At 71.5% G+C, this 291-nt stretch carries 1 protein-coding gene; it reads right to left on the bottom strand.

Annotation, left to right across the window (positions count from 1 at the left end):
- Positions 1-268, bottom strand: a 268-nt coding sequence (locus EXE44_RS18995; RefSeq protein WP_137718112.1) for a hypothetical protein, incomplete at its 3' end; no start/stop codon positions are given.
- Between the last annotated feature and the right edge of the window lie 23 nt (positions 269-291).

The raw sequence follows: 291 nt of genomic DNA, 5'->3' as shown, positions 1-291 counted from the left end.
GCCCTTCGCCGTCGACCTCGTCGGCCACGTCGCGCATCGCCTCGGTCACCGCGTCGCCGCTCGCCCCGCCCTGTACGGAGATGGTGATCTGCGCCGCGGTGTACTTGCCGTCGTCGCGGTCGATGACCTCCGAGGCGCCGTCGGGCGCCACCTCGAACAGCTCGTCGTACAGCGCCTCGAGGTTACGGTCGGGGACGCCGTCGTCGTTCGCGTCCGCGGCGGCGAACCGCTCGGCGAAGGCGTCGTTCCGCTCGGCGACCGACTCCATCACCGATAGCGGGCTCCGAATCC

This window comes from Halorubrum sp. SS7, from assembly GCF_005435055.1.
GTDB lineage: Archaea > Halobacteriota > Halobacteria > Halobacteriales > Haloferacaceae > Halorubrum > Halorubrum salinarum.
Note: the sequence above shows the minus strand (reverse complement) of the source record. Positions and strands in the feature narration are given on the sequence as shown.